The sequence below is a fragment of the Actinomadura meyerae genome (genome assembly GCF_900188445.1).
Classification (GTDB): domain Bacteria; phylum Actinomycetota; class Actinomycetes; order Streptosporangiales; family Streptosporangiaceae; genus Spirillospora; species Spirillospora meyerae.
Window position 1 is genome coordinate 137,346 of record NZ_FZOR01000002.1, and the last position, 24,817, is coordinate 162,162.

The 24,817-nt window shown below is 72.8% G+C and carries 23 protein-coding genes; 7 read left to right on the top strand and 16 right to left on the bottom strand.

What is annotated here, in order from left to right; all coding sequences use genetic code 11:
- Nucleotides 1-29: 29 nt before the first annotated feature.
- From CHF16_RS39230 to groES, 4 genes are all read right to left on the bottom strand, one after another.
- The gene (locus tag CHF16_RS39230) at nucleotides 30-920 is read right to left on the bottom strand and encodes a hypothetical protein (RefSeq protein WP_143227860.1); all 891 of its coding nucleotides are present in this window, start codon (nucleotides 918-920) and stop codon (nucleotides 30-32) included.
- Nucleotides 917-1,609: a sigma-70 family RNA polymerase sigma factor gene (locus CHF16_RS03385; protein ID WP_425427467.1), complete on the bottom strand. Its 693-nt coding sequence runs from the start codon at nucleotides 1,607-1,609 to the stop codon at nucleotides 917-919. The genes CHF16_RS39230 and CHF16_RS03385 overlap by 4 nt, the downstream gene beginning before the upstream one ends.
- A 269-nt stretch (nucleotides 1,610-1,878) precedes the next feature.
- Nucleotides 1,879-3,507, bottom strand: a complete 1,629-nt coding sequence (gene groL, locus CHF16_RS03390) for a chaperonin GroEL (protein WP_089324408.1) — start codon at nucleotides 3,505-3,507, stop codon at nucleotides 1,879-1,881.
- 85 nt (nucleotides 3,508-3,592) lie between these two features.
- Nucleotides 3,593-3,901 (bottom strand): co-chaperone GroES, encoded by a 309-nt coding sequence (groES, locus tag CHF16_RS03395; protein ID WP_089324409.1) that lies wholly within the window; start codon nucleotides 3,899-3,901, stop codon nucleotides 3,593-3,595.
- Between the two features lie 236 nt (nucleotides 3,902-4,137).
- Between groES and CHF16_RS03400 the strand changes: the two genes are divergently transcribed.
- The 3 genes from CHF16_RS03400 to CHF16_RS03410 all read left to right on the top strand — a co-directional run bounded on the left by CHF16_RS03400 (nucleotide 4,138) and on the right by CHF16_RS03410 (nucleotide 8,769).
- Complete coding sequence (locus CHF16_RS03400) at nucleotides 4,138-5,361, top strand: class I SAM-dependent methyltransferase (protein ID WP_089324410.1); 1,224 nt, start codon at nucleotides 4,138-4,140, stop codon at nucleotides 5,359-5,361.
- A 617-nt stretch (nucleotides 5,362-5,978) separates the two neighbouring features.
- A complete protein-coding gene (locus CHF16_RS03405; RefSeq protein ID WP_089324411.1) occupies nucleotides 5,979-7,628 on the top strand; it encodes an apolipoprotein A-IV repeat region-like domain-containing protein in 1,650 nt (549 codons plus the stop codon).
- Between the two features lie 196 nt (nucleotides 7,629-7,824).
- Complete coding sequence (locus tag CHF16_RS03410) at nucleotides 7,825-8,769, top strand: phosphotransferase family protein (RefSeq protein WP_089324412.1); 945 nt, start codon at nucleotides 7,825-7,827, stop codon at nucleotides 8,767-8,769.
- 5 nt (nucleotides 8,770-8,774) lie between these two features.
- Here the strand turns inward: CHF16_RS03410 and tsaD are convergent, their stop codons facing one another.
- The 8 genes from tsaD to CHF16_RS03450 form a co-directional block, all read right to left on the bottom strand.
- Nucleotides 8,775-9,809 (bottom strand): tRNA (adenosine(37)-N6)-threonylcarbamoyltransferase complex transferase subunit TsaD, encoded by a 1,035-nt coding sequence (gene tsaD / locus CHF16_RS03415; protein WP_218826512.1) that lies wholly within the window; start codon nucleotides 9,807-9,809, stop codon nucleotides 8,775-8,777.
- The gene (rimI, locus tag CHF16_RS03420; protein WP_089324413.1) at nucleotides 9,809-10,300 is read right to left on the bottom strand and encodes a ribosomal protein S18-alanine N-acetyltransferase; all 492 of its coding nucleotides are present in this window, start codon (nucleotides 10,298-10,300) and stop codon (nucleotides 9,809-9,811) included. The genes tsaD and rimI overlap by 1 nt, the downstream gene beginning before the upstream one ends.
- Nucleotides 10,297-10,965 carry a tRNA (adenosine(37)-N6)-threonylcarbamoyltransferase complex dimerization subunit type 1 TsaB gene (tsaB, locus tag CHF16_RS03425; protein ID WP_089324414.1) on the bottom strand — a complete coding sequence of 223 codons (669 nt, stop codon included), beginning with the start codon at nucleotides 10,963-10,965 and terminating at the stop codon, nucleotides 10,297-10,299. The genes rimI and tsaB overlap by 4 nt, the downstream gene beginning before the upstream one ends.
- Nucleotides 10,966-11,012: 47 nt before the next feature.
- Nucleotides 11,013-12,167 carry a hypothetical protein gene (locus tag CHF16_RS03430; protein ID WP_089324415.1) on the bottom strand — a complete coding sequence of 385 codons (1,155 nt, stop codon included), beginning with the start codon at nucleotides 12,165-12,167 and terminating at the stop codon, nucleotides 11,013-11,015.
- Between the two features lie 125 nt (nucleotides 12,168-12,292).
- On the bottom strand, nucleotides 12,293-12,724 hold the full coding sequence (gene tsaE, locus CHF16_RS03435; protein ID WP_089324621.1) for a tRNA (adenosine(37)-N6)-threonylcarbamoyltransferase complex ATPase subunit type 1 TsaE: 432 nt from the start codon (nucleotides 12,722-12,724) through the stop codon (nucleotides 12,293-12,295).
- Between the two features lie 35 nt (nucleotides 12,725-12,759).
- The gene (locus CHF16_RS03440) at nucleotides 12,760-13,845 is read right to left on the bottom strand and encodes an alpha/beta fold hydrolase (RefSeq protein WP_089324416.1); all 1,086 of its coding nucleotides are present in this window, start codon (nucleotides 13,843-13,845) and stop codon (nucleotides 12,760-12,762) included.
- Nucleotides 13,846-13,856: 11 nt separating this feature from the next.
- Complete coding sequence (alr, locus tag CHF16_RS03445) at nucleotides 13,857-14,981, bottom strand: alanine racemase (protein ID WP_089324417.1); 1,125 nt, start codon at nucleotides 14,979-14,981, stop codon at nucleotides 13,857-13,859.
- A 101-nt stretch (nucleotides 14,982-15,082) separates the two neighbouring features.
- Entirely contained in the window at nucleotides 15,083-16,567 is a 1,485-nt protein-coding gene (locus CHF16_RS03450) for an NAD(P)H-hydrate dehydratase (RefSeq protein WP_089324418.1), read from the bottom strand.
- Nucleotides 16,568-16,780: 213 nt separating this feature from the next.
- On the opposite strand from CHF16_RS03450, the gene CHF16_RS03455 reads away from it, so the two are divergent.
- From CHF16_RS03455 to CHF16_RS03465, 3 genes are all read left to right on the top strand, one after another.
- Nucleotides 16,781-17,641 carry a helix-turn-helix domain-containing protein gene (locus CHF16_RS03455; protein ID WP_089324419.1) on the top strand — a complete coding sequence of 287 codons (861 nt, stop codon included), beginning with the start codon at nucleotides 16,781-16,783 and terminating at the stop codon, nucleotides 17,639-17,641.
- Complete coding sequence (locus tag CHF16_RS40775) at nucleotides 17,532-17,903, top strand: DUF397 domain-containing protein (protein ID WP_089324420.1); 372 nt, start codon at nucleotides 17,532-17,534, stop codon at nucleotides 17,901-17,903. The genes CHF16_RS03455 and CHF16_RS40775 overlap by 110 nt, the downstream gene beginning before the upstream one ends.
- A 259-nt stretch (nucleotides 17,904-18,162) precedes the next feature.
- Complete coding sequence (locus tag CHF16_RS03465) at nucleotides 18,163-18,369, top strand: DUF397 domain-containing protein (protein ID WP_089324421.1); 207 nt, start codon at nucleotides 18,163-18,165, stop codon at nucleotides 18,367-18,369.
- Between the two features lie 93 nt (nucleotides 18,370-18,462).
- Here CHF16_RS03465 and CHF16_RS03470 read toward each other — a convergent pair whose 3' ends face one another.
- The 3 genes from CHF16_RS03470 to glmS all read right to left on the bottom strand — a co-directional run bounded on the left by CHF16_RS03470 (nucleotide 18,463) and on the right by glmS (nucleotide 22,291).
- Nucleotides 18,463-19,434 carry an ABC transporter permease gene (locus tag CHF16_RS03470; protein WP_089324422.1) on the bottom strand — a complete coding sequence of 324 codons (972 nt, stop codon included), beginning with the start codon at nucleotides 19,432-19,434 and terminating at the stop codon, nucleotides 18,463-18,465.
- A complete protein-coding gene (locus CHF16_RS03475) occupies nucleotides 19,431-20,384 on the bottom strand; it encodes an ABC transporter ATP-binding protein (protein WP_089324423.1) in 954 nt (317 codons plus the stop codon). Before CHF16_RS03475 ends, CHF16_RS03470 begins: the two co-directional genes overlap by 4 nt.
- A gap of 62 nt (nucleotides 20,385-20,446) precedes the next feature.
- Nucleotides 20,447-22,291, bottom strand: a complete 1,845-nt coding sequence (glmS, locus tag CHF16_RS03480) for a glutamine--fructose-6-phosphate transaminase (isomerizing) (protein WP_089324424.1) — start codon at nucleotides 22,289-22,291, stop codon at nucleotides 20,447-20,449.
- Nucleotides 22,292-22,413: 122 nt separating this feature from the next.
- Between glmS and coaA the strand changes: the two genes are divergently transcribed.
- On the top strand, nucleotides 22,414-23,355 hold the full coding sequence (coaA, locus tag CHF16_RS03485) for a type I pantothenate kinase (protein WP_089324425.1): 942 nt from the start codon (nucleotides 22,414-22,416) through the stop codon (nucleotides 23,353-23,355).
- Between the two features lie 11 nt (nucleotides 23,356-23,366).
- Here the strand turns inward: coaA and CHF16_RS03490 are convergent, their stop codons facing one another.
- Entirely contained in the window at nucleotides 23,367-24,731 is a 1,365-nt protein-coding gene (locus tag CHF16_RS03490) for an alkaline phosphatase PhoX (protein ID WP_089324426.1), read from the bottom strand.
- Between the last annotated feature and the right edge of the window lie 86 nt (nucleotides 24,732-24,817).

Below are 24,817 nucleotides of genomic sequence, written 5' to 3' on the forward strand. Positions count from 1 at the left end.
GCGCCGGGCTCGGGCTCAGTCGGCCGGGCTCAGTCGTCCCAGCGCGGTGACCGGTAGCGGTCGTCGGTGCGGCGCTGCGCCTCCCGGCGCAGGGCGTCCAGGTCCAGGACGGGCTCCTCGTCGCCGGGCCCGGCCTCCGGGCGCTCCGACGGCATCGAGCGCGTGATCCGGACGGGCTCCTCCGGGCGGCGGTCGCGGTGCCGGAGCGGGAACAGGTCGTCCAGGCGGCGCTTGAGGCGCCTGAGGTCCTCGCGCTCGCGGCCGCGGGACGGCCGGTGCGTCCGCGTCGGTTCGGGCGTGGGCACCGGCGCGGCGGACGGCTCCCGCGGGGCGGCCTTCGTCGCGGTGTCGGTGTCGCCCGCGGCGGGCACGGAGCCCGGGGCGGCGTGCCCGGACGCGCTCGGCGCCGGAGCGGCGGACGCGGCCCGGTCGGCGGTGCCGCCGCCGGCCGCGGCGACGCCGGTGCTGGCGAGGACCGCGCCCGCCACGCCGAGGGCCACGATCGTGCGGGGCCCGCGGCGGCGGGGGCCGGGGCCGGACGGCGCCGGCGGGGCCGGGTCGGTGGTCTGGTCGTCCACGTCGATGATCAGCGCGTGCAGCAGCCGCACCGCCGGGTCGGAATCGTCGCCCGCGCCTCCCGGGGAGGCCGGGGCGGCGGGGGGCGCGGGCAGGCGGCGCGCCGCCAGCGACTCGATCAGGGCGTCGGTGCGGCGGACGTCCGCCAGGTCCGCGGCCGGCGGGCCGGCCGCCTGGGCACCCGCGGCGCGAGCCGGTGCCGGTCCGGACGCCGGTCCCGGTGACGGTGCCCGTCCAGCGGTCGGTCCGGACGCCGGTCCGGGGGCCGGGGCATCACCGGAGTGCGAGGGCTCGGCCGGATTCGGGGCGCCCCCGATGCCGGTGAGGGGGCCTCGCTCCGTCAAGCGATCGACTCCTCTCTCGCCATCGCCCGGAGCCGGGCCAGGGCACGGTGCTGCGCGACCCGCACCGCGCCGGCCGACATGCCGAGCACGTTGCCGGTCTCCTCGGCCGACAGGCCCGCGACGACCCGCAGCAGCACCAGTTCGCGCTGGTGCTCGGGCAGCCGCGTGAGCAGGTCGCGGGCGCGCTGCGCCTCGATGTACCGGACGACCGTCTCCTCGGGGCCGGGCCGGTCGTCCGGGCCGTCCGGGAGGTCCTCGGTGGGCACGGCGGCGCGCACCGCGCTGCGCAGCGCGTCGGCGATCTTGTGCGCGGCGATGCCGAACACGAACGAGGCGAAGGGGCGGCCCATGTCCCGGTAGCGGGGCAGGGCCGACAGCACCGCGATGCAGACCTCCTGGGCCACGTCGTCGGCGATGTGGTACTGCCCGGACACCCGGCCGAGCCGGGCCCGGCAGTACCGCACGATCATGGGACGCACCTCGGCGATGAGCCCCTCGATGGCGCCCGGATCGCCCTGCACGGCGCGGTTCGTCAGTTCCTTGAGGTCGCCGTCGGCGGCGTCGGCCGCGCGCAGCGCCCGCGTCCCGCGGCCGCCGTCGCGAGGTTGCGGCGGGGCCGCACCTCCCGAGGGGTCGGCAGCGCGCGCGGTCACGGTCCCGGCGAAGCATCCCTCGGTCACGTCAAGCATGATGCCCAGCGCCGCCGGGCGTGTCTGCCCCGTCGTAGACAACGGAATGGTCACAGTGCGGGAACGAACCTGGGAAAACTACGTCATGCGATCAATTCACTGCCACGCGTCACGAAACTTTGAACCGCCCATCGGTCAAAGAACGTCCCATATAGGCATATAACGACGACCCCCGTCCATCGCGTGGACGGGGGTCGTCGTGCCGGCCGGACCGGCACGGGCCGTTCCCGGCGGCCGGGGCGGGCTGCCCCGGCCGGGTGCGGAAAGGGTCAGTGGCCGTGCCCGTGCCCGTGGCCGTGGCCGCCGCCGGCGGCCTCCTCGGGCTCCTCCGGCTTGTCGACGACGAGCGCCTCGGTGGTGAGCAGCATGCCCGCGATCGAGGCGGCGTTGGTGACCGCGGAGCGGGTGACCTTCACCGGGTCGATGACGCCCTGGGCGATCAGGTCGCCGTACTCGTCCGTCGCGGCGTTGTAGCCGTGGCCGGTCTGCAGCGCCTGCACCTTGGAGACGACGACGTAGCCCTCCTGGCCGGCGTTCTCGGAGATCCAGCGCAGCGGCTCGGTGAGCGCGCGGCGGACCGCCTCGGCGCCGGTGGCCTCGTCGCCGGACAGGCCGAGGGCCTCGAAGCCCTCCTTGGCCACGTGCACCAGCGCGCTGCCGCCGCCGGAGACGATGCCCTCCTCGATCGCCGCGCGGGTCGCCGAGATGGCGTCCTCCAGGCGGTGCTTCTTCTCCTTCAGCTCCACCTCGGTGGCGGCGCCGACGCGCAGCACGCAGACGCCGCCGGCCAGCTTGGCCAGCCGCTCCTGCAGCTTCTCGCGGTCCCAGTCGGAGTCGGAGTTCTCGATCTCGACCTTGATCTGGTTGACCCGCGCGTTGATCTCGTCCGCGGAGCCCTCGCCGTCGACGATGGTGGTGGCGTCCTTGGTGACGGTGATCCGGCGGGCGCGGCCGAGGTCCTCCAGCCCGATCGAGTCGAGCTTGAGGCCGATGGCCTCGCTGACGACCTGGCCGCCGGTGAGCGTGGCCATGTCGCCGAGCATCGCCTTGCGGCGGTCGCCGAAGCCCGGCGCCTTGACCGCGACGGAGGTGAAGGTGCCGCGGATCTTGTTGGCGACGAGCAGCGCCAGGGCCTCGCCCTCGACGTCCTCGGCCACCACGAGCAGCGGCTTCTTGGTCTGCGCGACCTTCTCGGCCAGCGGCAGGAACTCCTGCACGTTGGAGATCTTGCCGTCCACGATGAGCACGTAGGCGTCCTCCAGGACGGCCTCCATGCGCTCGTGGTCGGTGACCATGTGCGGCGACAGGTAGCCCTTGTCGAACTGGAGGCCCTCGGTGAACTCCAGCTCGAGGCCCATGGTGTGGGCCTCCTCGACGGTGATGACGCCGTCCTTGCCGACCTTCTCGAACGCCTCCGCGATCAGCTCGCCGATCTGCGCGTCCTGCGCGGAGATGGTCGCGACGTGCGCGATCTCGTGCTTCTCGACGATCTCGCGGGCCGACTTCAGCAGCTGGTCGGACACGTGCTGGGCGGCGGCGTCGATGCCGCGCTTGAGCGCGAGCGGGGACGCGCCGGCGGCCACGTTGCGGGTGCCCTCCCGGACCAGCGCCTGCGCGAGGACGGTCGCCGTGGTGGTGCCGTCGCCGGCGATGTCGTTGGTCTTGGTCGCCACTTCCTTGGCGAGCTGGGCCCCGAGGTTCTCGTAGGGGTCCTCAAGCTCGACCTCGCGGGCGATGGTGACGCCGTCGTTGGTGATGGTCGGCGCACCGAACTTCTTGTCGATGACGACGTTGCGGCCGCGCGGGCCGATCGTCACCTTGACGGCGTCCGCGAGAGCGTTGACGCCGCGCTCAAGAGCCCGGCGAGCGTCCTCCTCGAACTCCAGGATCTTCGCCATGCGGATACTCCTCTATTACGCGATCCGCCCCGGCAGCCCCGCCGAAGGCGGCGCCGACCGGGGCGGGTGCATCACGTCTCGGTGATTACTTCTCGATGACCGCGAGCACGTCGCGGGCCGAGAGGACGAGGTACTCCTCGCCGTTGTACTTGACCTCGGTGCCGCCGTACTTGCTGTAGAGCACGACCTCGCCGACCTTGACGTCGACCGGGACGCGCTCGCCCTTGTCGTCGACGCGCCCCGGGCCAACGGCAAGGACGGTGCCCTCCTGGGGCTTCTCCTTGGCGGTGTCCGGGATCACCAGGCCCGACGCGGTGGTGGTCTCGGCCTCAAGCGGCTGGACGACGATGCGGTCCTCAAGCGGCTTGAGAACAACCTTGGTGGCGGTCGTCACGATCTGACCTCCCCTTCGATTGGTCCTCGGCCGGCCACGGATGACCGGCCAGCACATGTGACAGAAGAGGCGACCCTGGACCGGCCTGCCGTCGCGGGTGCCAGACCGACCTTGTCGCTGTGGTTTGGCACTCTCAGTACGAGAGTGCCAGTCATGGAGACTATTCCGTGGCCGTGAGCCCGTCAACACGGACACGGAGGCACCGGGAGCCGTTGACCGGGCGCTAACTTCGCTGCATGGACATCGCGTCGTTCCGGGCCCTGCGCACGCCCTCCGGCCAGGCGCTCCTCGGCGAGGCGTCGGCGGCGGACGTCGGCGAGGACGGGCTGCTCGCCACGGCGACGCGGCTGCGCGAGCGGCACGATCCCGCGCTGGTCGCGGCGGCGCTCACGCAGGTGCGGCTCCGGGAGCGGGCGCGGCCCAAGTTCGGTCCGGACGCCGACCGCATGTACTTCACCCAGGCGGGCCTTGAGCAGAGCACCCGCGCGAGCGTGGCGGCGCATCGTGCGCGGCGGTTCGCCGACCGGCTGAACGGCGCGCGCGTACTGGACATGGGCTGCGGGATAGGTGCCGACCTCATCGCGCGGGGGCGTGCGGGGCTCACCGGGGAGGGCGTGGAGCTCGACCCGCTGACGGCTGAGGTGGCCCAGGCGAACGTGACCGAATTCGGTCTCGACGCGTCCGTGCGCACCGGCGACGCGACCGAGGCGGCACTGGACGGCTTCGACGCGGTGTTCGCCGACCCCGGACGCCGCACCGCACGCGGCAGGGTCTTCGACCCTCGTTCCTATGAGCCGCCGCTCGACATCGTCCTGGACAGGGCGCAGAAGGTCCCTGCGGCGTGCGTCAAGGTGGCACCCGGCATCCCGCATGAGGCCGTCCCGGGCGGCGCAGAAGCCGAGTGGGTGTCGGTCCACGGCGACGTCAAGGAGGCGGCCCTCTGGCTGGGGGCCCTCGCAGGGGACGTGGGGCGCCGGGCCACGCTGCTGTCGTCCGACACCGACCCGCATGTCTCGACACTGACCCCGCACGTGTCGGACGACCCGGACGTCCGCCCGTGGGGGCGTTACCTATACGAGCCTGACGGAGCGGTGATACGCGCCCACCTGGTGGGCGAGGTGGCGGAGCTGGTCGGCGGCGGGCTCGCCGACCCGCGGATCGCGTACATCACGTCCGACCGGCTCAGCCCGACGCCGTTCGCGTCCGCCTACGAGATCGAGGACGTCATGCCGTTCTCGGTGAAGCGCCTGCGCGCGGAGCTGCGCCGCCGCGACGTCGGCGTGCTGACCGTCAAGAAGCGCGGCTCGGCCGTCGACGTCGACCGGCTGCGCCGCGACCTCGGCTTCGCCGGGCGCCGACCGGGCCGCGGCGGCGCGGCGGCGACGCTCGTGGTCACCAGGGTGGGCCGCGATCCGGTCGCGCTGCTCACCCGCCCCGCCCCGGCCGGCGCGGCCGGCTGACCCGCCCGGGGCGGGGGGCCGGCCGGCAACCGTGCCCAAAGATCTTCCGCGCGGCCGGGCAACACCAAGCGGGTTCGGGCGACGCGCCACGGCGGTGCAAATCATCGGCGTTTTCCGGCATCGCGTCCACCAGGGATTGCGGGCGCCCGGCAACGCGGCGGCTCCGGCCGCGAATCGGCGCGGCGAGATCAACGCACCCGGAAACACCAAGGCAGGTTCATCGGCCGGGACTCCGGTGCCGCGGAATACCCTCCGAAATAGGGCCTGATTCCGTCCGGCACCGCCGTGACACGGCAGCCGCGCCCCGGCGCGACGCTCCCGCGTCCGGTTCGGGAACTGCCGATGTTGGACGAGATGTACGGACACGGCGGCGCCCCCGGCCACCGTGCATCACCACCGCACCACCACGATCACGGCGATTGCCGCGAAGGGGTGATCAAGCCCGCGCCCGGCCAATTCTCACTTTCCACCCCAGCCGGATAACAGGCGCATTCCACAGAACTCGCAATCTTCTCTGCTACCCGTTTTAGCGGTCCCCCGCACGCACTACAGTGGCCACCTCAGAGATTCATTTGCCGTGCGTCATTTCGTCGCGCCGGCACACGAAGGAGCATCGGGTGGAAACGAATCACAACTTCCTGCAGACGGGAGGTCAACCGGTCTCGGATCGGATGCGGGAGTTGCTCGCCCGTGCGGCGCAGGACCACGTCTATGAACAGCGCTCACAGGGTCAGGTCCTGGACGAGATTCGCCAGCGGCTGGAAGGCATGGAGTGGCTGCTCCGCGAGGTCCGGGAGCGCGAGCTCACCGGGCTGACCGGGCAGATCGAGAGCGTCCGCGGGCAGGTCGACGAACTGTCCGGCAAGCCCCCGGAATGGGCCGAAGGACTGGCCGAGCACATCGAGTCGTTCGGCGAGCGGGTCAAGCCCGTCGCCGAGTTGCCGGCGCTGTGGGCCGACGTCGGCGTCGTCGCCGAGAACGTCGACGAGGGCCTGACCCGCATCCAGGCCGTCCTCGACTCCGCGCAGCACATCACGGACGCCACGCAGCAGGCGTCCCAGCGCATGGACGAGATGACCAAGCGGCTCGACAAGCTCCAGGGCAGCATGGAGGCCGCGTCCGTCCGGTTCAACCGGCTGGACAAGTCGCTCGCCGAGCTGGGCCACCGGTCCGAGCGGCTGGAACACTCGATCAACGGGGTCACGGCACGGGTCGACCAGGCGCTCGGCGAGATGGCCGAGCGGATGGAGCAGGGGCTGGAGGCCGTCAACGGCCGGGTCGAGGGCGTCGGCGGCCGGCTCGACGGGCTGGACGGGCGGCTGGACGGCGTCGACGGCCGGCTGGAGGGCCTGTCGGGCAAGCTGGAGGGCCTGGACGGCCGGTTCGAGAGCCTCGACGGCCGGCTGGACGGGGTCGGCGAGCGGATCGGGCGGCTCCCCGCCACGCTGGAGATCGCCGAGCTGCACCGGCTGCTGGCCGAGATCGCGCAGCGTCCGGCGGCCGAGTACGGCGACCGCTTCGACGCGCTGGAGAAGCACCTCGCCGAGGCGGTCGACCCGCTGATCGAGGAGCTGCGCGCGCGCCCGGACCGCGACGAGGTCAAGGCGACCATGTCGCAGATCGCCGAGACCGCCTACAGCGACGTCGCCAAGCGGATGGACGAGTTCTCCCGCCGCTTCGAGGACGTGCACGAGGACGTCCGCAAGCGCATCGAGAACATCCACGAGGAGGTCGCCAAGCGGGTCGACGGCGCGCTGGAGGAGTTCACCGCCCAGGTCGACCTCGTCTCCCGCCGGGTGGAGTCGGTGCACGCCGACGTCGCCAAGCAGGTCGAGTCCGTGCACACCGAGGTGACGCGGCAGGTCAGCGGCGTCCACGACGACTTCGGCAAGCGGATCGGCGACATCCACGAGGACGTCACCCGCCAGGTCGGCAGCATCCACGAGGACGTCGCCAAGCAGGTCGGCAACATGCAGGAGGACGTGGCCCGGCAGGTCGGCGGCGTGCACGCCGAGTTCGCCCGGCGCGTGGAGAGCATGCAGGACGAGGCCGGGCGGCGGGCCGAGGCCGCGCAGGCCGAGTTCGCCAAGCGGTTCCTGCACGTCGAGGACGAGGTGGGCCGCAAGGTCGACGGCGTCCACGACGAGGTCTCCAAGCAGGTCAACGCGGTGCACGAGGACGTGCTGAAGCGGCTGTCCACGCTGGAGGAGACGATGCTCGCGCTCGCCGAGGCCCTGCTCCGGCCCCGCCGCGAGCCGAAGGACTGACCGGCGCGGCCATCGGGTGGGGCCCGGCCGCGGGCCCCACCCGTACCGCATTCGGATACCGGACGGGATACGCGGAGTTTGTCCGGCAACCGCCCGCGACGACCGCAGATGCTTCCTTGATCGACCCCGCTGACGTGCAATTTGTTACGTTCCGTCTTCGCAAAATCACTCCCCATACCCTTCGGAATCCGTTTTCATGGATCAGGTGACTCGCACACCGGCTGCCTTCCTGCCGACCGGCGCCCCACCCGGCCACCCCACCCTGCGCTGGGTCGAGGAGTGCCTCGGCCAGGGCGCCGAGGTCCGCATGGTGCGGCCGCTCACCGGCGGGACCTCGCACGCCAACCACGCCCTGCTCGTCGAGAGCGGCTCCGGCAGCGCCCACCGCCTCGTCCTGCGCCGCTGGACGGGCCGCCCCGCCGACGCCCGCGGCGCCCGCCGCTACGCCGACGCCGACTTCTCCCCCGAACGCGAGATCGCCGCGCTCGCCCTCCTCGCCGGCTGCGAGCTCCCCACCCCGGAACTCGTCGCCGCCGACCCCGCGGGCGCCTACTGCGACGTCCCCGCCCTGCTCATCACCCGGCTCAGCGGCCACCCGCCCCGGCCGTCCCCCGACGACCTGCCCGAATACCTCATCCAGCTCGCCGCCGCGCTGCTGTCGGTGCACGCCCTCAACGGCGCGTCCACGATGCCCCCGTACATCCCCTACAACCGGCTCGACGTCCGGCGCCCGCCGAAGCACGCCCTCCGCCCCGCCCTGTGGGAGCGCGCCTTCGAGATCGCCGAACGCCCCGCCCCCGACGCGCCCACCCGCTTCATCCACCGCGACTACCACGCCGACAACACGCTCTGGTCCTACGGCAAGCTCACCGGCGTCGTCGACTGGTCGGACGCCTCGTCCGGCCCCGTCTCGGTCGACATCGCCCGCATGCGCCGCGGCCTGGCGCTCCGCTACGGCACCTCCGTCGCCGACCACTTCCGCTCCACCTTCGACCAGGTCTCCGGCGGCCACGCCCACGACCCCTACTGGGACGTCCGCAGCCTCCTGGACCTCCTCCCCGAAGACGACGACCGCACCATGGACGAGGCCAAGGTCCCGCTATACGAGGACTACCTGTCGAAGCTGCTCAGGGAGTGCTGAGCGCCTTACAGCTTTATGGTCTCGATGGGGAGGCTGGAGTCGGCGGGTAGTTCCAGGTCGGAGGCGGGGCGGCCGAGGGACGCCAGTTCGGAGCCCAGGGCGGCGACCATCGCGCCGTTGTCGGTGCAGAGCTTCGGGCGCGGGACGCGGAGGCGGACGCCCGCGGCCTCGCAGCGTTCGGCGGCGAGGGCGCGGAGGCGGGAGTTCGCGGCGACGCCGCCGCCGATCAGCAGGTCGCCGACGCCGTTGTCCTTGCAGACCTTCAGCGCCTTCTGCGTCAGGACGTCCACCACGGCCTCCTGGAAGGACGCGGCCACGTCCGCGACCGGGACCGGCTCGCCGGCCCGCTCCTTCGCCTCGACCCAGCGGGCCACCGCCGTCTTCAGGCCGGAGAAGGAGAAGTCGTAGGTGCCGTCCTTGTACTTGCCGCGCGGGAACGCGATCGCGGCGGGGTCGCCCTCGCGGGCCATGCGGTCGATCACCGGGCCGCCCGGGAAGCCCAGGTCCAGGACCCGCGCGACCTTGTCGAACGCCTCGCCCGCCGCGTCGTCGACCGTGCTGCCCAGCGAATGCACCTCGTTCGTCACGTCCGGGACGAGGAGGATCGAGGAGTGGCCGCCCGACACCAGCAGCGCCACGCACGGCTTGGGCAGCGGGCCGTGTTCGAGCTGGTCGACGCAGACGTGCGCGGCCAGGTGGTTGACGCCGTACAGCGGCTTGCCCAGCGACAGCGCGTACGCCTTGGCGGCGGCGACGCCGACCATCAGCGCGCCCGGCAGGCCCGGCCCGGCGGTGACGGCGAACGCGTCCACGTCGGCGAACGTGACCCCGGCCTCGGCGAGGGCGCGCTCCACGGTCGGCCCCATCGCCTCCAGGTGCGCGCGCGAGGCGACCTCCGGCACGACGCCGCCGAACCGGGCGTGCTGGTCGACGCTGGAGGCGATGGCGTCCGCCAGCAGCGTGTGCCCGCGCACGATCCCGATCCCGGTCTCGTCGCAGGAGGTCTCGATGCCGAGCACCAGCGGCTCGTCCCGAATCATCAGTTCTCCCGGTTGAAGCCCATGGGGGGACGGCGGGTGAGCGGGCGGCTCATGACGATCGCGTCCACGTCGGAGGGCTGGTAGTAGCGCTTGCGGAGGCCGACCCTGACGAAGCCGAACCGCTCGTAGAGGCGGTGCGCGGCGTCGTTGTCGGCGCGGACCTCCAGGAAGATCGCCTCGCTGTTGCGGCGGACGGCCTCGTTCAGCAGCGCGGTGAGCAGCGCCGCGCCGATGCCGTGCTTGCGCCGGTCGGCGCGCACCCCGATGGTCTGCACGTCGGCCTGCCCGCCCGCCGCGGCGAGGCCCGCGTACCCGACGAGCTCGCCGCCGGGCTCCTCGGCGACGACGTAGTGGCGGGTGCGGGGCTGCTCGGCGAGCTCGCCGCGGAGCATCTCCTCGCTCCAGGCGTCCTCGGGGAACAGGGCCTGCTCCAGCCGGTGGACGGCCGGGAGGTCGGCTTCGGTCATCGGCCGCAGCGCGACATCGGTCATGCCGGGGTCACCTTCTTGCGGGGGCCCGGCTCCTTCGCGTCGGGGCGGCGCAGGTAGAGCGGCTCTGGCGGGAGGAGCTCGGGGACTTTCTGCCCGGCCAGGCGGGCGACGGTCAGTTCCGCGAGGGCTCTGGCGGACGGCAGCAGGGGCTCGTGATCGGATTCGCCGAGGGCCTCGGGGTAGAGGGCGGCACCCTCGCCGACCACGGGCAGCCCTTCGGGAACGTCCGACGGTGGGCCCACGGCCGGTTCGGTGGCGCGCGCGCGTGCCGAGTCGTAGCGCGCCCAGTAGACCTCTTTGCGGCGGGCGTCGGTGGCGACGATGAACGGTTCGTCCCGTCCGGTGGCCCAGGCGATGATGTCAAGCGTGCAGACGCCGTGCACGGGGATGCTCAGGGCCTCCCCCATGGCGCGGGCGGTGACCAGCCCGACGCGCAGCCCCGTGTAGGGGCCGGGCCCTACGCCGACGGCGATCGCGCTGAGGTCGTCGGGGACCGCTCCGGCCTCCGCCATCACCCGCGCGATGGACGGCGTGAGCAGTTCCGTGTGCGCGCGCCGGTCGACGGCCTCGGCGACGCCGCGCGGTACGGCGCCCTCACCCGGGATCCACTCGTACAGCGCCACGGTGACCGCGGCGGTCGCGGTATCGAAAGCCAAGACCAGCACGGGTTGTAAGCCTACCGGTCAGGCGGCGGGCCGTGGCCTCGGCCGGTTCAGCCCTGTTCGAGCGCCTGCACCACGGCCTTGGCGGTCTCGGTGGCCCCGTTGTTGGCCGTCCCGGACGAGATCGGGTCGCCTTCGTCGGAACCCACGTAGTGGATCGTGATGAGGACGTTCGCGAGCCGGAAGTTGCCGACGGCCTCGCCGGACCCCTGCCCCTTGTCCACGCTGTAGACGATGTAGCCGTCGTCGCCGACGTCCTTGGTCCGGCTCTTGGCGGTGAGCTTCTGCCCGGGCAGCAGCGCCTTGCCGGACTCGTCCGCGGTGCGCTCGGAGATCAGCGTCTTGTTCGCGGCGTCGGTGGGCGTCTGGCTCGCGTCCCCGGCGATCGCGCGGAGCTCGACGGTGAGCTGGCGCTTGGTCTCGCCCGCGTAGGCGCCCCACACGCACTGGTTCTGCCGCTCGCTGCTCTGGTAGGTGTCGGCCTGGGTGCGCTCGGAGCCCGGCGCGAGCCGGTCGATGAGGTCCTGGGCGACGATCGTGCAGGCGTCGGGGACGACGCTGCGCTCGCCCTTCGCCGTCGGCGAGCTCTCGGCGGCGCCGCTGCCGACGATCTGGCCGCCCTCCTTGTCGCCGCTCGCGCCGACGCCGGTCAGGATGACGACCACCGCGAGGACGCAGATGGCGACGCCGGCGCCGACGCCCCCGAGGATCGCGGCCCAGCGGCGCCCGCCGCGGCCGTCGCGCGCCACCCGGTGGCTGCCGGTGCGGTATCCGCCGCTGCCGGAGCGGTAGCCGCCCGTGTCGGAGCGGTAGCCTCCGCTGCCCGTGCGGTAGCCGCCGGTGTCGCGCCGGTCGGACGTGCGGTACCCGCCGGTGTCCGTGCGATAGCCGCCGGTGTCGGAGCGGTACCCGCCGCTGCCGGTCTCGTAGGGGCCGGTCTCGCGCTGGTAGGGACCGCTGTCCCGCTGATAGGGGTCGCTGTCCCGCTGGTAGGGGCCGCTACCTGATCGTCCTGATCCGTAGGCACCGGACTCGTGGCTGCCGGAGCCCGCCGCGCCGTACCCGCTCGTGCCGTACCCGCTCGTCCCGTAACCGCCCGTGCCGTATCCACCGCCGTCCGGCCGGTAACCGCCGCCTGCCCCCTGGCCACCGCCCGAACCGCGGTAGCTGTCGCGGTCACTACCGCTGCGATGGCTACCACTCACCGGTTCCCACTCCCGTTGAGAATCGATATGTCGTAAGTGAGGCTTGTTCCGGCAAAGAGTACGACATGTGGCCGTAAAGTGGACCACCCCGGTTGGCAAAAACCGGAGAAGTTGCCCTCAGGTGGTCATCCGGCGTCCAGTTCCAGGTCGGACCAGCGCTGACCGACCCCGACGATCCTTACTTCGCGTTCCTCCCCGGGGCCGTCCCCGCGGGAAATGATCACTTCCAGCCGGTCCTCGGCAAGGCCCTCCGCGAGCCCTTCTCCCCATTCCACGATCGTCACCGATTCCGCCATCGACGCGTCAAGATCGAGATCGTCGAGTTCCGCGAAACCGCCCAGCCGGTAGGCGTCCACGTGCACCAGCGACGGCCCACCCGCGAGCGACGGATGCACCCGCGCGATGACGAACGTCGGCGAGGTGACCGGGCCCCGCACCTTCAGGCCCTCGCCGATCCCCTGCGTGAGCGTCGTCTTGCCGGCGCCGAGATGCCCCGTCATCACCAGCAGGTCGCCCGCCCGGAGCCGCGCGGCGAGCCGCAGCCCCAGCCCGTGCATGTCCGCCGCGGTCGGGACGGTCACGGTGATCGCGTTCACGCGGTCTGCTCCTCCTGCTCGGGACGCTCCTCCGGGCGGACCCGGGCGATCAGCCGCCGCAGCCCGCCCGTCACCACGCCGGGGTACTCCAGCGGCAGCACGTGCCCCGCCTCCTCGACCTCCACCAGCTCCGCGTCCGGCAGCTCCGCGGCGATGCGGCGGGAGTGCTCGGCCGGGGTCAGCCGGTCCCGCCCGGCGGCCAGCACCAGCACCGGCACCCCGCCGAGGACGCCGAGGCAGCTCGTCTTGTCGTGGCCGATCAGCGCCGGATAGAACTCCGCGATCACGTCGATCGGCGTCGCCCTGATCATCTGCTCCAGGAAGTCGACGACGGACGGGCTGACGTACTTGTCGGCGAACGCCATCTTCCGGGTGACGACGAACGCCAGGTCCGCGCCGAGCCCGCGGGCCCGCTCCACCAGTTCGGCGCGCCGGCCGAGGCCGCGCAGCGCACCGGGCGCCAGCGGCCGGACGGCCTTGGCCAGCACCAGCGGCAGCCCGAGCGTCATCTCCGCCAGCTCGCCGCAGGAGGTGTTGACGAGCGCGACCCCCGCGACCCGCCGTTCGAACACCTCCGGATGCCGCTCCGCCAGCGCCATGATCGACATGCCGCCCATGGAGTGCCCGGCGAGGACGACCCGCTCGTCCCGGCCGGTCGTCGCCTCCAGCACCGCGAGCAGGTCGTCGCCGGTCTGCTCGATCGTCGCGCGCGACGGCGCGCTGCGCCCCGACCGGCCGTGGCTGCGCTGGTCCCAGAAGACCATCCGCACCAGGCCCCGCAGGTCGCGGCGCTGGTAGTGCCACGAGTCCTGGTTGAGGGTGTAGCCGTGGCAGAAGACGATGGTGAGGTCCGCGTCGTCGGGGCCGTCCACCTCGACGTGCAGCGGGACGCCGTCGTCCGCCTCGACGGTCAACTCCCGGCCGCGCAGCTCGCCGAACGGCTCGCCCGCGTCCGGGTCGGGCCGCAGCCGCACCCGGCCCACGGCGAAGTGCCGCAGCCCCACGGCCGCGCCCACCCCCGCCGCTCCGGCTCCCGCGATGACCCCCGCGAGGCCGATCCTGCGTCTGCTCCTGCCGTCCATGCACGCGCCCCCTACAGCGCCCGTCCCGGATACGCCCTCGGCACCCGGGACCCGATGCGGGTGACGATCTCGTAGGAGATCGTGCCCAGTGCGTCCGCCCACTCCTGCGCGGTCGGCTCGCCGCGGTCGCCAGGCCCGAACAGGACGATCTCGTCGCCCGCCGCGAGCCGGTCGTCGCCGAGGTCGATGACGAACTGGTCCATGCAGACCCGCCCGGCGATCCTCCTGCGGCGCCCACCCGCGAGGACCTCCAGGAGGTTGGAGCCGTGCCGCGGTATCCCATCGCCGTAGCCGACGGGCACCACGGCCAGGTTGGCGGCCGCTCGCGTGGTGTACGTGTGACCGTATGACACTCCGCGGCCTGCCGGGACCCGCTTGACCAGCGCCGCGTCCGCCACCAGCGTCATCGCGGGCCGCAGCCCGAACGTGCCGGCCTGGGGCACCGGCGTCAGCCCGTAGGTCGCGATCCCGGGGCGGACGAGGTCGAACCGCGCCTCCGGGACGGTCAGCGCGGCGGCCGAGTTCGCGATGTGCCGGACCTCGAACCGCGCCCCCGCCTTCTCCGCGAGCGCCGTCATCTCGGTGAACGCGGCGAGCTGCGCCGCGATGGACGGGTGGCCCGGCTCGTCCGCGCACGCGAAGTGCGACATCACGCCCGCGACCCGCACATGCCCGGCGGCCTCCGCCTTCAGCGCCGCGTCCACCAGCGCCTCCCAGTCGGCGCCGCTCGCGCCGCCCCGCGTCATCCCGGTGTCGGCCTTCAGATGGATCCGCGCCTGCCGCCCCGCCCGCTCCGCCGCCCGGACGACCTCGTCCAGCAGCCAGACCGCCCCCACGGTCAGGTCGATGTCGCGCGCCACCGCCTCCGCGTACGGCTCCCCGGGCACACCGATGCACACCAGCGTCCGGACGGTCACGCCCGCGTCCCGCAGCCGCAGCGCCTCGGCCAGCTTCGCGACCCCGAGCCACGACGCGCCGCCCGCCAGCGCCGCCCCCGCCGCCTCGACCAGCCCGTGCCCGTACGCCTCGGCCTTCACCATGGCCATCACCTCGGCGCCCCCGGCCCGCTCGCGCAGCAGCCCGATGTTGTCGCCGATGGCACCGAGATCGACGCGCGCCTCCGCAGGAACCTTCATGCCATCAAGTGTGGCCTACTCATCGCTTCGCCCTCGGCGGTCGGCGCTGGCGAGCCCTCCTTCAACGGGCGAAGCGCGATCACCTTTCGGTGAGTCTTCGGTTACCGAGTGTGCGTGGCGATGGTGCGGAAGGCCGCCGGGAGGGCCTTGATCACGTCGTGGGCGCTGATCGGGGACTCGGCGCCGGGGGTGGGGGCCGCGGCCAGGCGGGCGGCCAGGCCGTGCAGGTAGGCGCCCGCCGCGGCCGCGTCCAGCGCGGGGAGGCCGCCCGCCAGCAGGGCGCCGATCAGGCCGGAGAGGACGTCGCCCGTACCGGCGGTGGCCAGGCGGGGGGTGCCCGTGGGGTTCACCCGGACCGGGCGGTCGGCCTCCGCCACCAGGGTCGTCGAGCCCTTGAGCAGGACGGTCGCGGAGAGTTCGGCGGCGGCCCGGCGGACGTGGTCGAGCCGGGCCGCCTCGATCGCGGCGCGGTCGGCGGCGATCAGGCGGGACAGCTCGCCCGCGTGCGGGGTGAGGACGGTCGGCGCGGCGCGGGCCAGGAGGTCGCGGCGGCGGGCGAGGACGGTGAGGCCGTCGGCGTCGACGAGCACGGGCAGGTCGGTGGACAGGACCGCCTCGATCAGGGACTCGGCGGCGTCGCCGGTGCCGAGGCCGGGGCCGACCACCCAGGACTGGACGCGGCCGATGCGCTGCAGGACCTTGGCGTCGTGGCGCCCCGGCTCGATGACCGTGGTGACGGCCTCGGGCCAGCGGTGCCGGACGAGCTCCACCGGGTGGGCGACGGAGGCGAACCGGACCATGCCCGCGCCGCCGTGGACGGCGCCGCCGGCGCACAGCACGGCGGCTCCGGTGAATTCGTCGCCGCCCGCGAGGATCCCGACGACGCCGCGCCGGTACTTGTCGGACTCGGCGGCGGGCTCGGGCGGCTGGACGTCGGCCGGGCGCGGCGCGACGACGTCCGGGTCGGGCAGGTCGGGGCCGAGGCCGATGTCGACCAGCTCGACGACTCCGCAGCGGGACGCGCCGGGGTCGATGAGGAGGCCCGGCTTGTACGTCCCGAAGGTGACGGTGACGTCGGCGTGCACGGCGGCGCCGTCGACGCGGCCCGTGCTCGCGTCCACGCCGCTCGGGACGTCACAGGCGACGACGAGGGCGGTGGACTCGGCGGCGAGCGCGGCGTACCGGGCGTGCGGTTCGCGGAGCCCGCCGGTGCCGCCGATGCCGGTGAGGCCGTCGATGACCAGGTCGGCGCCGGCGATGGCGGCCTCCGCGCCGCCCGGCAGGAGGCGGCCGCCCGCGGCGAGCAGGTCGGCCAGCCCCGCCTCGTGGATCTTGGAGCCGGCCTGGACGGCGTGCACCCGGGCGCCGCGCCGGGCGAGCCGCGCGCCCGCGTAGAGGGCGTCGCCGCCGTTGTCGCCGCCGCCGACCAGCAGGACGACGCGCGACCCGTACACGGCGGGCAGGAGGCGGGCGCAGACCGAGGCGAGGCCCGCGGCGGCGCGCTGCATGAGGGCGCCGTCCGGCAGCCGGGCCATCAGGGCCCGCTCGGCCGCCCGGACCTTGCCGACCTCGTGCGCGTACCTCATCTCCGGCTCCCCGGCTCGGTCATACGGACAAGGGTGCCATGCGGGACCCGCCCCGGCCATTTGTACCTTGCGCTGCAAGTTTCGGTGTCATGTGCGTTAAAGAATCATCGGCCGTAGAATCTTCCCCATCCGCTCCGATGTATTCGCACTGCGGCACTCAGGTGCGGCAGAATGCGCCATGATCAGTCCGCCGGGACTGGAGAGGCCCGAGCAATGAGCACTTCCCGAGGTCCCTCCGTCCGGCAGCGCCGGCTGGCCGCCGAGCTCCGGCGGCTGCGCGAGCGCAGGGGGCTCACCGGGGACGAGGTCGCCGAGCGGCTCTCCTGGTCCACCGCGAAGGTGAGCCGGCTGGAGAACGCGCGGACCGGAGCGAAGATCGCCGACGTGCGGCGGCTGCTGGAGCTGTACGAGGTCGACGGCCCCCGGCACGCCGACCTCATCTCCCTCGCGCACGACGCGGCGCAGCGCGGCTGGTGGGAGGAGTACCGCGACCTGCCGAGCCCGCTCGCCGACTTCATCGCCCTGGAGTCCGAGGCCACGGCGGCCAAGGAATGGGGCAGCACCGTCTTTCCCGGCCTGCTGCAGACCGAGGACTACGCGCGGCACGTCATCGGCGGCTGGAGCGACCTCGCCACGCTGCCGCCGCAGGAACTCGAACGCCGGGTGGACGTGCGAATGCGGCGCCGCGCGCTGCTGGACGGCCCGAACCCGCTGCAACTCTCGGCGGTGCTGGACGAGTCGGTTCTGCAGCGCCGGATCGGTGACCCAAAGGTCATGCGCGAGCAGCTCGAACATCTGTGCCGGATGACCGAGTCGCCGAACGTGACCGTGCAGATCCTGCCCTTGGGTATCGCACACTCGGTGTTGGCTGAATCGTTTATCCTTCTGGAATTCTCACCGGTGCATGACATCGTTTTCCCTGATATCGTGCACGTGGAATCCCTGACAATCAGCCACTTTGCGGATGAGGCTGTTACCTATATGTACAGGCTCGCCTATTCAAGCCTGGCGGGCCAGGCGCTGGACGCCGACGAATCCCGGCGGCGCATCGCCGCGGCCAAAGACGCCTGGTGACGGGTCCGCTAAGGGGCTCAATCCTTGTGAAAGGCACCGAGTGTCCCCTTTCGCCACTCCTGCTCCGCAATGGAGGAGAAGCGCCCACTGCGGGGCGAGTAACACGTGCGTCGAGATCGCCGCACTGGTCGATTCGTCCCCTTTCATCGGGGCGCGCGACGCCAAGCACGGCACGCAGAGTCCGGTCCTGTCGTTCTCGCCCGGAGAGTGGCGAGACTTCGTTGAACGAGCCAAGAAGGGCGAATTCGACCTGGGCCGATGAGGCGGCGCTGAACCGCCGCTGAGCCGCCTTCCGCCGCCTCACGAGGGCCCGCGGAGGGACACGCCGCACGGGCCGGGTCCACGCTAGACCCGGCCTGTCGCCACCCCGCCCGACACTCTGGTCCTACCTCGCAACGCCGGCCGCACGGGTACCGCGCCACCCGTCCGTGGTCAGGCGTTTTTTGCGATCTTGTTACCGTGTGCTTGATGTACCGGCAGCGCGGCCGCGGTCAATGCAACTTTCGATGCAGGGAGCCGGAATGAGTTTCCGTGGGACAGCCCCCGCCCAGTGGAGGAGAAGCACCCGGTGCGGTGCCAGCAACGGCTGTGTCGAGGTGGCCCGACTCGACGAGGAGGCGATATCCGTGCGCGACACCGAGGACACCGCGACGACCCTGAGGTTCGGCCCCGGTGAATGGCGCAGGTTCACCGAGCACGTGCGGGCGGGCCGTTACGACCGCCCCTGAAAGAAACTCTGCAACTTGCATCCTGGCTGAGAATTTCACCGGCCCGGAGAATTCCATTCGGCGCTTTCCGCGGTGATCAGCCGCACGGCGTTATCACGCGATCCGGACGCCCCTCGGCACCCGGTGGAGGGGCGTCCGGAGCCGCGACGCGGTAAGGGCGACGGCGCCCGCCGCGAGCGCCAGGTCGAAGGCCAGCCCCCACGGCCACACCGCGGCTCCCCTGCCCTCGTCGTGCCGATGGGGGCCCTTGCCCTTGCGGGCGTCGCGGACACCGCGGCTCATCTCGCCCAGCGGGTCGGACGACGGCGGCCGGCGGAACACCTCGTCGCCCACGACGACCTCGCGTTCGGGCAGCCGCGGCGCCGCGTCGGCGAGCACGACGACCGGGTTCGGCGACAGCAGCCACCAGACGCGCTCGCTGTGCTCGACGGTGTAGCCGTCGTACGGGAGGGTCCGGCGCTCGGCGGTGAACTGGAGGGCGATCGAGTACAGCACCGGCGTGCCGGCCAGGAGGACGAACACCGTGATGTAGGACATCAGCACCGAGGTGATGCTCCGGGCGAGGAGCGCCGACCATGCCTGGCTGATCGCGCAGACCACGCCGATGAGCAGCGCCGTGACGCTGAGGACGACCTGCGCCCGCAGCGGGCTGATCGCGCCCTCGGCGACCGGGACCAGCAGGACCGGCAGCGTGAGCAGCAGGGCGGCCAGGCCCGTCCCCCACGCGGCGGCGAGCTTGCCGAGCACGATCTCACCGGGCGTGAGCCGGGTGAGCTGGAGGGTGGCGAGCGTCCCGCGCTCCCGGTCCCCGTTGATCGACTGGCCGCCGAGCGCGGGGGTGACGAGCAGCAGGAGCACCAGCACCGCGAGCAGCACCCCGCCGAACATCGGGATGCCGGGCTCGTCGTCCGCGGAGCCGCCGCCGGACCCCAGCGCCAGCCGGAACAGCAGGCCGAGCCCGTTGACGATGACGAACCAGGCGGCGAGCAGCGCCTTCCAGCGGCCGGTCCGCAGCCGGGTCCTGATCTCCTGCCGTGCCACCAGGCCGACTCCGCGCGCGGTCATCGCCGGTCACCTCCGGTCTCGGTCATCGCCAGGTAGGCCGATTCGAGCGCGCCGGCCGCGGGAGCCAGCCCGCAGACGGGCACCCCGGCCCGGACCAGCTCGGCCAGCAGCGCGGCGGCCTCGGCCTCGGTCAGCGGGCCGACCTCGGCGCCGCCCGGCGACTCGGCGGCCCGGAGTTCCGGCAGCCCGTCGAGCGGGCCCGCGAGGGCCGCGCTCAGCCGCCCTGGATCGAGGGAGCGGATCCGCCACCGGACTCGGGACGAGCTGCCGGCGAGCTCCGCCATCGCGTGCTCGCCCACCGTCCGGCCGCGGTCGACCAGGACGACCCGGTCGGCGATCTCCTCCAGCTCGCTGAGGATGTGGCTGGACACCAGCACCGCGACGCCGTCCGCCGCCAGGGACCGCAGGAGGTCACGCAGTTCGACGCGCGAGCGCGGGTCGAGGCCGGAGGCGGGCTCGTCCAGCAGCAGGACGCGCGGCCGGTGCACGAGGGCCCGCGCCATCCCGAGCCGCTGCTTCTGCCCGCGCGACAGCGCGTGCACGGGCCGCCCGACGTGGTCGTCCAGGCGGACGAGGGCGAGCAGGGCCGTGACGCGGCGCTGCCGCTCCGCCTTCGGCAGCCCGTGGGCGTCCGCGAAGAACGCCAGGTACTCGTCCACCGTGAGCTGGTCGTACACGCCGAAGGCGTCCGGCATCCAGCCGACGGACTCCCGGGCCCGCGCGGGGCTCGCCAGCGCGTCGCGGCCCGCGATCCGCACCGTGCCCGAGTCGGGCGCGAGGAGCGTCGCGAGGATCAGCAGCAGCGTCGTCTTGCCCGCGCCGTTGGCCCCGACGAGCGCCGTGACCTGCCCGTACGGGACGGTGATGTCGAGCCCGCGGACCGCCTCCACCGGCCCGAACCGCCGCGTGACCCCGTACGCCTCGACGCCGAGGCCGCCGTCCTCCGCCACCCGTCACCTCCGGTCTCGTCCCGGCATTGGACGCGACCCGGAAACGGCGGGTTCCGGCGGATCTACTCCACGGTGACGGACTTGGCGAGGTTGCGGGGCTGGTCGACGTCGTGGCCCTTGGCGGTGGCCAGCTCGCAGGCGAAGACCTGCAGCGGGACGGTCGTGACCAGCGGCTGGAGCAGCGTCGGGACGGCCGGGACGCGGATCAGCGTGTCCGCGTACGGCTCCACCGACTCGTCGCCCTCCTCGGCGATGACGATCGTCCGGGCGCCCCGGGCGCGGATCTCCTGGATGTTCGACACGATCTTGTCGTGCAGGACGTCCCGCGCGCGCGGCGGCACCACGACCACCACCGGCAGGTTCTCCTCGATCAGCGCGATCGGGCCGTGCTTCAGCTCGCCCGCGGCGAAGCCCTCGGCGTGCATGTAGGCGAGTTCCTTGAGCTTCAGCGCGCCCTCCAGGGCGACGGGGAAGCCGACGTGGCGGCCGAGGAACAGCACGCAGTGCTCGCCCGACAGGGACCGGGCCAGCTCGCGGACCGGCTCCATGGTCTCCAGGACCTTGTCGACCTTCTCCGGCATCCGCTCCAGGAGCTGCACCATGGCGAACACCTCGTCGCCCCACTTGGTGCCCCGCACCTGCGCGAGGTAGAGGGCGATGAGGTAGACGGCGACGAGCTGGGTGAGGAACGCCTTGGTGGACGCGACGGCGATCTCCGGCCCGGCGTGGGTGTAGAGGACGCCGTCGCACTCGCGCGGCAGCGTGGAGCCGTTGACGTTGCAGATGCCGAGCAGCTTGGCCTTCTGCTCGCGGGCGTGCCGGACGGCCATCAGCGCGTCCATCGTCTCGCCCGACTGGGAGATCGCGATGACCAGCGTCGTCGGCGACAGGATCGGGTCGCGGTAGCGGAACTCGCTGGCCAGCTCCACCTCGCAGGGCAGCCCGGCCCAGTGCTCGATGGCGTACTTGGCGATCAGGCCCGCGTGGTAGGACGTCCCGCACGCGACGATGATGATCTTGTCGACCTCGCGCAGCTCCCGGTCGGACATGCGCATCTCGTCCAGGTGCAGCCGCCCGTCGGAGCCGATCCGGCCGAGCAGCGTGTCGGCGACGGCGCGCGGCTGCTCGGCGATCTCCTTGAGCATGAAGTAGTCGTAACCGCCTTTTTCCGCGGCCGAGACGTCCCAGTCGACGTGGTACGCCTTGGTCTCGGCGGGACGGCCCTCGAAGTCGGTGACGGTGACCCCGTCGGCGCGCAGCTCGACGATCTGGTCCTGGCCCAGCTCGATCGCGTCGCGGGTGTGCGCGATGAAGGCGGCGACGTCGCTGGCGAGGAAGTTCTCCCCCTCGCCGACGCCGACGACCAGCGGCGAGTTGCGGCGCGCCCCGACGACCAGGTCCGGGTTGCCGGTGTGCACGGCGACCAGCGTGAAGGCGCCCTCCAGCCGGCTGCAGACGCGGCGCATGGCGTCGGCGAGGCCGCCGCCGGACTTCAGCTCCTCCTCCAGCAGGTGCGCGACGGCCTCGGTGTCGGTGTCGGACGCCAGCCCGTGCCCGCCCTCCTCCAGCTCGGCGCGCAGCGCGGCGAAGTTCTCGATGATCCCGTTGTGGATGACGGCGACGGAGCCGGTGCAGTCGACGTGCGGGTGGGCGTTCCGGTCGTTCGGCGGCCCGTGCGTCGCCCACCGGGTGTGCCCCATGCCCAGCGTCCCCGCGGGCGGCGGCTGCTCCTCCAGGGCGGCCCGGAGGTTCCCGAGCTTGCCCGCCCGCTTCGCCGTCGCCAGCTTCCCGTCGGCCAGCACGGCCACCCCGGCCGAGTCGTAGCCGCGGTACTCCAGCCGCGCCAGGCCCTCGACGACGACGTCGAGCGCGGGCCGGCCCCCTACGTACCCCACGATTCCGCACATGGCGGCAACTCTATTCGGTGTCCCGGCGGGGACCTACCCGCGGACGGCACGGACCGCTCCGCTAACGTGAACCGCCGGTGAAAACCCGGTGACCGGCTGACCAGCCCGGTTAATGTTCAGCCATGACGAGCGGATGGGACAGCGTGCCGAGCCCCTACGTGGAACTCTCCCGCGACGCCTGGCGGGCCCTGCGCGAGAGCACCCCGCTGCCGCTCACGCCCGGCGAGCTGGACGCCCTGCGCGGCCTGAAGGACCCGATCGACATCACCGAGGTCGAGGAGGTCTACCTGCCGCTGTCCCGGCTGCTGAACCTGTTCTTCCTCGGCGACTGGCGGCTGCGCGACACCGTCAGCGGGTTCCTCGGCGACGAGGTGCCGCCCACCCCGTTCATCATCGGCGTGGCGGGCAGCGTCGCGGTCGGCAAGTCCACGACGTCCCGGCTGCTGCGCACGCTGCTCGCCCGCTGGCCGGAGCACCCGACCGTGGAGCTGGTGACGACCGACAGCTTCCTCTACCCGAACGCCGTGCTGTCCGAGCGCGGGATCATGGACCGCAAGGGCTTCCCCGAGTCCTACGACCGGCGGGCGCTCGTCCGGTTCGTCTCGGAGATCAAGGCGGGCGCGGCCGAGGCGTCGATCCCGGTGTACTCGCACCTGGAGTACGACATCGTGCCGGACGCGGTGCAGACCGTCCGGCGGCCCGACATCCTGATCGTCGAGGGGCTGAACGTGCTGCAGGCGCCGCCGCCCGGTGCCCTCGGCGTGTCCGACTTCTTCGATTTCTCCATCTATGTGGATGCGCGGGTCGAGGACATCCGGCAGTGGTACATCGACCGGCTGTTCGCGCTGCGCCGCACCGCCTTCACCGACCCGCGCTCCTACTTCCACAAGTACGCGCACGAGCTGGACGAGGACGAGACGGCCGCGTTCGCGCAGCGCGTGTGGCGGGACGTCAACGAGATCAACCTCGTCTCCAACATCCTGCCGACACGCGCGCGCGCCACGCTCGTCCTGCACAAGGACCGCGACCACGCCGTCCAGCGCGTCCGGCTCCGCCGCATCTGACCGGGGGCCTCCTAGCGCCAGGGGCCGGTGACCGCGAACGTCGTGCCCGGCTCGTAGACGTTGACGAACATCGTCCGCCGGTCGGGGGAGAACGTGACCCCGGCGAACTCGCCCCATGCGGGCTCGTCCTTCGTGCCGGTGTTCTGCCTGTTCCGCGCCATCGCGTAGACCGTCCGGCTGCGGGACACGCCGAACACGTGCTGGGCGCCGTCGCCGTCCTCGCAGACCATGAGGCCGCCCTGCGGCGCCAGGCAGATGTTGTCGGGCGACTCGCCGGGCTTCTGGACGTCCGTGCCGGGGCCGAACACGATGACGAGGGTGAGCCGACGGTGCCGCGGCTCGTACGACCACACTTGCCCGAAGTGGTCGGCGCGGGAGCCGTCCGCCGTCTTGGCGAAGCTCGACACGAAGTAGACGCGGTCGCCGCCCCAGTAGCAGCCCTCCAGCTTCTGGGCGTGGGTGATGCCGCCGGAGCCGAAGTCCTGGAACCGGATCGGCGTCTCCTTGGCCAGCGGGTCGGGCACCTTCTTCCACTCGACATGCTCGAACACGGTGCCGGGCTCCTGCACGACCGACAGGTCCGGGACGCCGGGGACGCTCAGCGCCTCCAGCCGCCCGCCGGCCCGCAGGCTGCCGAACCCGCCGCCCGGCCGCTTCGGCAGGAACCGGTAGAACAGCCCGAACGGCTTCTCGAACGCGTCCTCGGTCTCGTAGACGGTGCCGTCGCGCGGGTCGACGGCGATCGCCTCGTGCTGGAAGCGCCCCATGGCCGCCAGCGGCTCCGGGACCGTCCGGTCCCGCCGGTACGGGTCGACCTCGAAGATGAACCCGTGGTCCTTGGTGTAGCCGTTGGTGCCGGCCTTGTCCTCGGTCTCCTCGCAGGTCAGCCAGGTGTGCCACGGGGTCGGACCGCCCGCGCAGTTGACGGCCGTCCCGGCGATGGCGACGCGCTCGGTGTGCACCCGCCCCGCGCCGTCGACCTCCAGCGCGGTGCATCCGCCGAGGCCCTCGGGGTCGTAGGTGACGCCCTCGACCGGCGGCACCCGGTGCGCGGCGTCCGGCCGGTTCTCGTGGTTGCGGACGAGCCACGTCCGGCCGCGTCCGGGGAAGGCGGCCATGCCGTCGCAGTGGCTCGGCACCGGGCCCTCCCCCGAGCGCAGCGGCTCGCCCTCCCGGGACAGGACGGTGTAGCGGAACCCGCGCGGCAGGTCGAGCAGGCCGCGCGGGTCGGGCACGAGCGGCCCGTAGCCGTCGTGGCGGCCCGGGGGCGCGGCGGCGGCGCTCCCGGCGAACAGCTGCTCCACGGCTCCGGTGAAGGCGATCCCCGCCCCCACCGCGCCCGTTCCCGCCAGGAGGCGGCGGCGCGTGACTGACATGGATGCACACTCCCTCTCGAACGGTCGGCTCGGCTCGAACGACCGGCTGATCTCGATCAATGGGCTGATCTCGGACGATCGGCCGG